Genomic DNA, 8,356 nt, shown 5'->3' on the forward strand with positions numbered 1-8,356 from the left:
CGCCCAGTGCAGCGCGACCAGCGACGACGAACACGCCGTGTCCACCGTCACCGCCGGGCCCTCAAGACCCAGCGCGTAGGACACCCGGCCCGACATCACACTGGCCGCGTTGCCCGTGCCCAGGAACCCGTCGCCGCCGTCCTGCGAGTGGAGGACGAGGGACATGTAGTCCTGGCCGTTCGTACCGGCGAACACACCGACCTGCTGGCCACGCAGCGTCGTCGGGTCGATCCCGGCCCGCTCGAACGCCTCCCACGACGTCTCCAGCAGCAGCCGCTGCTGCGGGTCCATCGCCACCGCCTCACGCGGCGAGATGCCGAAGAACGCCGCGTCGAAGTCCCCGGCGTCCGCCAGGAATCCGCCTTCGCGGACGTAGGTGGTGTACTCCGCGCCGGGCTCCGGGTCGTACAGCGACTCGACGTCCCAGCCACGGTCGCCCGGGAAGCCGGAGACGGCGTCCTGCCCGGAGGACAGCAGCCGCCACAGCTCCTCGGGCGAGTCCACCCCGCCCGGGAAGCGGCAGCTCATGCCCACGATCGCGATCGGATCGTCATCGACCACCACACCCACGGACGGGGTGGCGGTGTCGACCGCGCGCTCGTCGCCCAGGAACTCCGTACGGAGGTGGCCGGCGAGCGCCGAGGCCGTCGGGTAGTCGTAGACCAGGGTCGGCGGCAGCCGCAGCCCGGTCACGGTGTTCAGCCGGTTGCGCAGCTCGACGGCGGTCAGCGAGTCGAAGCCCAGCTCGCTGAACGCCCGGCTCGCCTCCACCGCCTCCGCGTCGGCGTGGCCCAGTACGTCCGCCACGGCGGAGCGCACCAGGTCCAGCAGCACGCTTCCGCGCTCCGCCGCCGGAACGCCCGCGAGCCGCTGCGCGAGCGAGGACTCGCCACCACCGGCGGTACCGGCCGTCTGCCCTGCCCCGGCCTCCAGCGCCGCACGCGCCTCGGGCAGATCCCGCAGCAGCGGGCTCGGCCGGGACGCGGCGAAGCCGGGGGCCAGCAGCGCCCAGTCGATGTCCGCGACCGTCACCGCGGTCTCGTCCAGGTCCAGGGCGCGCTGCAGCGCGGCGATGGCCAGGTCCGCCGCCATCGGCGGCACACCGGCGCGGCGCATGCGCTGCTCCAGCGCGTCGTCCGCCGCCATGCCGCCCTCGGCCCACGGACCCCAGGCGATGGACGTGGCGGGCAGCCCCTCGGCCCGTCGGCGCTCGGCGAGCGCGTCCAGGAAGGCGTTCGCGGCGGCGTAGTTGGCCTGGCCCGCCGCGCCCAGGGAACCGGCGAACGAGGAGAAGAGAACGAAGGCCGTGAGGTCCAGGTCCCGCGTCAGCTCGTGCAGGTTGGCGGCGGCGTCGGCCTTCGCCCGCAGCACGGTGGCGAAGCGCTCGGGAGTCAGGGACTCCAGTACGCCGTCGTCCAGCACCCCGGCCGCGTGGATGACAGCCGTCAGCGGCAGTTCATCCGGAAGCCCGGCCACCAGTGCGGCCAGCGCGTCACGGTCGGCGGCGTCGCAGGCCGCGACCGTGACCCGGGCGCCCGAGGCGGCGAGTTCGTCCCGCAGCTCGGCCGCGCCGGGGGCGTCGAGGCCACGGCGGCTGGTCAGCACCACATGTGCGGCGCCCTGCGCCACCAGCCAGCGGGCCACCTGCCCGCCCAACGCGCCGGTACCGCCTGTGACCAGCACCGACCCCGCGCCCGGCTGCCAGGTACGGCCGCGCGAGGCGGCGGTGGCGCGGGCCAGACGACGGCCGAAGACACCGGAAGCGCGCACCGCCACCTGGTCCTCGCCCTCGGCACCGGCCAGCACCCCGGCCAGGCGGGACAGCGCCCGGTCGTCCACCGTCTCCGGCAGATCGACCAGACCGCCCCACCGCTCGGCCAGTTCCAGGGCGGCAACCCGGCCCAGGCCCCAGACCCGTGCCTGCCACGGGTCCACCGGACCGTCGGACCGGCCGGTGGAGACCGCGCCACGCGTGGCCACCCACAGCGGCGCGGCCACGCCCAGGTCGACCAGCGCTTGCGTCAACGCGGCCGTACGGAGCAGCCCTTCGGCACCCGTGGCGACGGACGGCAGCGCGAACACACCCGCCACCGGGCCCGCCGTGACCACCTCGCGCAGCCCCTCGGCCATGCCCGCACGGTCCTCGGCGGCCAGCTCGATCCGCTGGGCCTCGGCGCCACGCGCGGAGAGCGTCCGTACGACCCCCTCGGCCCAGACATCACCGTTCACACCCGCCGGAACGACCACCAGCCACCGGCCGCTCAGCGTCCCCGCGCCACGGGTCGGCGTCACCGGCTTCCACGACACCTGGTAGCGCCAGGCGTCCACGGTGGACCGCTCGCCCTGGCGGCGCCGCCACGAGGACAGCATCGGCAGGACGGCGCCCAGCGAGGAGAGCGCCTCGTCGTCCTCGGACTGGAGCGTCCCGGCGAGCGCGGTCAGATCCTCGCGCTCCACGGCCTCCCAGAAGCGCGCGTCCACGGAATCCATCGCCGCTGCCGCCTCGCGGACCTCCTCCGGGTCCTCCACCCAGAAGCGCTGCCGCTGGAAGGCGTACGTCGGCAGGTCGACCCGCGCGGCGCCCGTACGGGCGAAGAAGGCCCGCCAGTCCAGGGCGACACCCCGGGTGTGCAGGGCGGCCAGCGCACCGGTCAGCGACTCGGGCTCGGCACGGCCCTTACGCAGCGCGGTCACAAACGCCGCATCGGCCACGGTGACGCATTCCTGCGCCATGGCGGTGAGCACACCGTCCGGGCCCAGTTCGACGTACGTGGTCACACCCTGAGCCTCCAGAGCACGCACACCATCGAGGAAGCGCACGGCCTCGCGGACGTGACGCACCCAGAAGTCCGGGCTGGTGATCTCCTCGGCGGACACCACGGAACCGGTCAGGTTCGACACGATCGGGATGCGCGGGGCCTCGTACGACAGCCCCTGCGCGACCTCGCGGAACGCGTCCAGCATCCCGTCCATGCGCGGCGAGTGGAAGGCGTGGCTCACCGTCAGCCGCTTGGTCTTACGACCCCGCTCCTCGAACGACGCCGCGACCTCCGCCACAGCGTCCTCGTCACCCGCGATGACCACGGACGACGGGCCGTTGAGGGCGGCAATGCTCACCCGCTCACCGAGCAGCGGCAGCACCTCATCTTCCGACGCCTGGACGGCGATCATCGCGCCACCGGCCGGAAGCTCCTGCATCAGACGGCCACGCGCCGCCACCAACTTCGCAGCATCCGCGAGCGACAGCACGCCCGCCACATGCGCGGCAGCCAGCTCACCGATCGAATGCCCCGACAGGAAGTCGGGCCGCACACCCCACGCCTCGACCAGCCGGAACAGCGCCACCTCCACCGCGAACAACGCGGGCTGGGTGAAACCGGTCCGGTCCAGCGCCTCGGCGTCATCCCCGAAGAGCACGTCCCGCAGCGGCCGTGCAAGATGCGCGTCCAGCGCGTCGCACACGGCGTCCAGCGCCTCCGCGAACACTGGGTACGCGTCGTACAGCTCACGCCCCATCCCCAGCCGCTGGCTGCCCTGGCCCGTGAACAGGAACGCCACCTTGCCGTCGGACACCAGGCCTTCGATCAGGCCGGGGGCCGACTCGCCGCGCGCCAGGGCGGCAAGCGCGGCACGGTCCTCGCCGACGACCACCGCGCGCCGCTCCAGCGCCGCCCGGCCGGTCGCCAGCGCGTAGCCGACGTCCGTGGCGTCCAGGTCGGGGTGGGTACCGAGGTGCGCCAGGAGCCGTTCGGCCTGACCGCGCAGCGCGGCCTCGGACTTGCCCGAGAGCACCCACGGCACCGTCGGCAGCGCCACATCAGAAGCCGGGGCAGAGTCCAGGGCCGGGGGCTGCTCCAGGATGGTGTGCGCGTTCGTGCCGCTCACGCCGAACGACGACACGGCCGCCCGGCGCGGTCGGCCGAGTTCCGGCCACGGCCGGGCGTCGGCCAGCAGCTCGACGTCGCCCGACGCCCAGTCCACGTGCGGGGTGGGCTCGTCCAGGTGCAGCGTCCGCGGCAGCACACCGTGGCGCATCGCCATGATCATCTTGATGACGCCCGCGACACCGGCCGCCGCCTGCGCGTGGCCGATGTTCGACTTGAGGGAGCCCAGCCACAGCGGCTGCCCCTCCGGCCGCTCACGGCCGTACGTGGCCAGCAGCGCCTGCGCCTCGATCGGGTCACCCAGCTTCGTCCCCGTACCGTGCGCCTCGACCACGTCGACGTCGGCGGTGGTGAGCCGGGCGCTGGTGAGCGCTTCGCGGATGACGCGCTGCTGGGACGGGCCGTTCGGCGCCGTCAGGCCGTTCGACGCGCCGTCCTGGTTGATCGCGCTGCCGCGTACGACCGCCAGCACTTGGTGGCCGTTGCGGCGCGCGTCCGACAGCCGCTCCACCAGCAGCATGCCCGCGCCCTCGGCCCAGCCCGTACCGTCCGCCGAGGCCGCGAAGGACTTGCAGCGGCCGCTGGTCGACAGACCGCCCTGGCGGCTGAAGTCGATGAACGTCTCCGGGGTGGCCATGACGGTGACACCACCGGCCAGGGCGAGCGAGCACTCGCCGTTGCGCAGCGCCTGCGCTGCCAGATGCAGCGCCACCAGCGACGAAGAGCAGGCGGTGTCGATCGTGACCGCCGGGCCCTCGAGGCCGAAGGTGTAGGCGACCCGGCCGGAGGCGACACTGCCCGCGGAGCCGGTGCCCAGATAGCCTTCGAGCCCCTCGGGGACCGCGTTCAGGCGGGACAGATAGTCGTGGTACATGACGCCCGCGAACACACCGGTCCGGCTGCCGCGCGCCGCCGCCGGGTCGATCCCGGCCCGCTCGAACGCCTCCCACGACGTCTCCAGCAGCAGCCGCTGCTGCGGATCCATGGCAAGGGCCTCACGCGGCGAGATCCCGAAGAAGTCCGGGTCGAACTCGGCCGCGTCGTGGAGGAAGCCTCCCTGGCCCGTGGTGCTGGTGCCCGCCTTGCCCGGATCGTCGCTCCGCAGCCCGTCCAGGTCCCAGCCACGGTCGGCCGGGAAGTCGGAGATGGCGTCCACGGACCCCATGACGAGCTGCCACAGCTCCTCGGGCGTGGTGACCCCGCCCGGGTAGCGGCAGCTCATCCCGACGATGGCGATCGCGTCGTCGTCGGCGGCGGCCACGGTCGGCACAGGGCCTGCCACGCCCTCGTCCGCCTGATCGCCCACCAGCTCGGTCCGCAGATGGCGGGCGAGGACCGTCGGGTCCGGGTAGTCGAAGACCAGGGTGGCGGGCAGCCGCAGTCCGGTCACCGCGTTGAGGTGATTCCGCAGTTCGACCGCGGTCAGCGAGTCGAAGCCCAAGTCCTTGAACGCCCGCGCCGCTCCGATGGTCTCCGCGCCCGCGTACCCGAGCGCCGTCGCGACCTGCCCACGGACCAGGTCCAGCAGCAACCGCTCCTGTTCCTGCTCCGACAGCCCCGCGAGCCGCCGCGTCAGGTCCGACTCGACCGCCCCGGCGACGGCCTTCACCGCACGCCGCGCCGGTACCCGCACCAGACCGCGCAACAGCGGCGAGATGGCACCCGCCGCGGCCTGCGTACGCAGCCCCGGGAGATCCACGCGCATCGGCACCAGGGACGCTTCGCCCACGGACAGCGCGGTGTCGAACAGCGCCAGGCCCTCCGCCACCGGCAGCGGGGGAAGTCCGGCCCGCCGCATCCGGGCGATGTCGGCCTCGTCGAGCGTGTCGCCCATGCCGCCACCGGCCCACAGGCCCCACGCCAGGGCGGTGCCGGGCAGGCCACGCGCCGCACGGTGCTGCGCCAGCGCGTCCAGGAAGGCGTTGGCGGCGGCGTAGTTGCCCTGCCCCGGGCTGCCGAACACCGCGGCCACCGACGAGAACAGCACGAACGCCGTCAGGTCCAGGTCCTGCGTCAGCTCATGCAGATTCCAGGCCGCGTCCACCTTCGGCCGCAGGACCCCCGCCAACCGCTCCGGCGTCAGGGATCCGATCACACCGTCGTCCAGCACACCGGCGGTGTGGACGACGCCGGTCAGCGGATGCCCGGCCGGAACCTCCGCCAGCACCGCGGCCAGCGCGTCCCGGTCCGCCACGTCACACGCCGCCCAGCGCACCTCCGCACCCGCGTCGGCCAGCTCGGCGGTCAGCTCGGCGGCGCCGGGCGCGGCCTCGCCACGACGGCTCACCAGCAGCAGATGCCGTACCCCGTGCTCGGCCACCAGACGCCGGGCGAACAGGCCGCCCAGCGAGCCACCGGCACCCGTGACCAGCACCGTGCCGTCCGGATTCCACTCCGGGGCGTGGCTGTCGGCCCCGGAGGTGGCGCGGGCGAGCCGGGGAATCTTGAGGGCACCCTGCCGTACGGCGATGTCGGGCTCGCCGCTCTCCAGCGCCGCGGGCAGCGCGGCGAGCCCCTCCTCACGCCCGTCGATGTCGATGAGGACCATGCGGTCCGGGTTCTCGGACTGCGCCGAACGCAGCAAGCCCCGCACCGTGGCGCCCGCCAGGTCCGCCACCGGCTCACCGGCCTCGGTGGCCAGCGCCCCCGACGTCAGCACCGCCAGCCGCGCGTCCGCGAGCCGCTCGTCGCCCAGCCATGCCCGCACCAGCGCCAGCGCCTCGGCGGCGGCCCGGTGCGCGGATCCGGCCACGTCCGTGCCACCCCCTGCGGACGGTGTGGACGGTGCCACCAGCACGACCCGTGGCACGGCCGCGCCGGACTCGATCGCCGCGGTCAGCTCCGCGAGGTCGGCGTACGCCGCGACGTCGGTGCTCACGCCCGCCACGTCACGCGCGAGGTCGGCGGAGCCCAGCACCGCCCATCGGCCGCCGCCCTCCGTACCGGCCACGCCCGCGAGTTCGGTCCACTCCAGGCGGAACAGCGACTCGTGATGCTCCGTACGCGCACTCCGCAGCTGCTCGGCCGACACCGGACGCAGCCTCAACTCCTCGACCGCGGCAACCGGCACCCCAGCCGTATCCGCGATCTCCAGCCGCACCCCGTCGCCGCCCGCGGGCGCCAACCGCACCCGCAGCGCCGACGCGCCGCTCGCGTACAGCGACACCCCGCTCCACGCGAACGGCAGCCGCCCCTCACCGTCGGTGTTGCCCAGCCCCGCAAGCCCCACGGCGTGCAGAGCCGAATCCAGCAACGCCGGATGCAGACCGAACCGGCCCGCCTCCTCCGCCGCGTCCTCGGGCAGCGTGACCTCGGCGAAGATCTCACCATCGCGCTGCCACGCCCTGCGCAGCCCCTGGAACACCGGCCCATACGCGAAACCGATGTCCAGCAGGCCTTCGTAGCGGCCGTCGAGGTCGATCTCGGTGGCATGCGCAGGAGGCCACACGCTCAACTCGAAGGACGCCTCCGGCCGACCACCGGGCGACAGCACACCACTGGCATGCCGCGTCCACGGCTCCTCGACCGGCAGACCCTCCTGGCGGGAGTGCAGCGACACCGACCGCCGCCCCGCGTCGTCGGCGGCGCCGACGGCGAGCCGCACCTGCACACCGCCCTGTTCGGGCAGGGCCAACGGCACTTCAAGCGTCAGCTCTTCCAGATGGTCACACCCGACCTGGTCGCCCGCCCGGACCGCCAGCTCCACCAGCGCCGTGCCCGGCAGCAGAACCGTGTCCAAGATGGTGTGCTCGGCCAGCCACGGATGCGTGGACAGCGCCAGACGGCCGGTGAACAGCGTCCCGTCCGAGTCCGGCAGCTCAGCGGTGGCCGCCAGCAGCGGATGCCCCGCCTCGCCCAGGCCCACAGCGGCCACATCGCCGAAGAACAGCGACGACACCTTGGGCCAGAACCGCTGCCGCTGGAAGGCGTACGTCGGCAGCTCGATCCGCGTAGCGCCCCTACCGGCGTAGAACGCGGTCCAGTCCACCGTCACGCCCCGGACATGGGCCCGCGCGAGGGCGTGCGTCAGCGCCTCGGCCTCAGGGCGGTCCTTCCGGCAGACGGACGCGAAGGCAACGTCATCGCCGGTCACGCACTCCTGCGCCATGGCGGTGAGCACACCGTCCGGACCCAGCTCGATGTACGTCGTGACGCCCTGTGCTTCGAGCGTCCGGACGCCATCGAGGAAGCGCACGGCCTCGCGGACGTGCCGGACCCAGAAGTCCGGGCTGGTGATCTCCTCGGCGGAGACGACATCCCCGGTGAGGTTGGAGACGACCGGGATACGCGGAGCCTCGTACGACAGCCCCTCGGCCACCTCGCGGAACGCGTCCAGCATCCCGTCCATACGCGGCGAGTGGAACGCGTGGCTGACCGTGAGCCGCTTGGTCTTACGACCCCGCTCCTCAAAGCCCGCCGCGACCTCCACCACAGCGTCCTCGTCACCCGCGATGACCACGGACGCGGGCCCG

1 protein-coding gene is annotated in these 8,356 nt (G+C 73.7%); it reads right to left on the reverse strand.

Going from position 1 to position 8,356, the window contains the following annotated elements:
- On the reverse strand, positions 1-8,356 hold an 8,356-nt coding region (locus tag ACZ6CL_RS42495), incomplete at both ends, for a type I polyketide synthase (protein ID WP_468946839.1).

The organism is Streptomyces sp. NPDC041200, assembly GCF_055591805.1.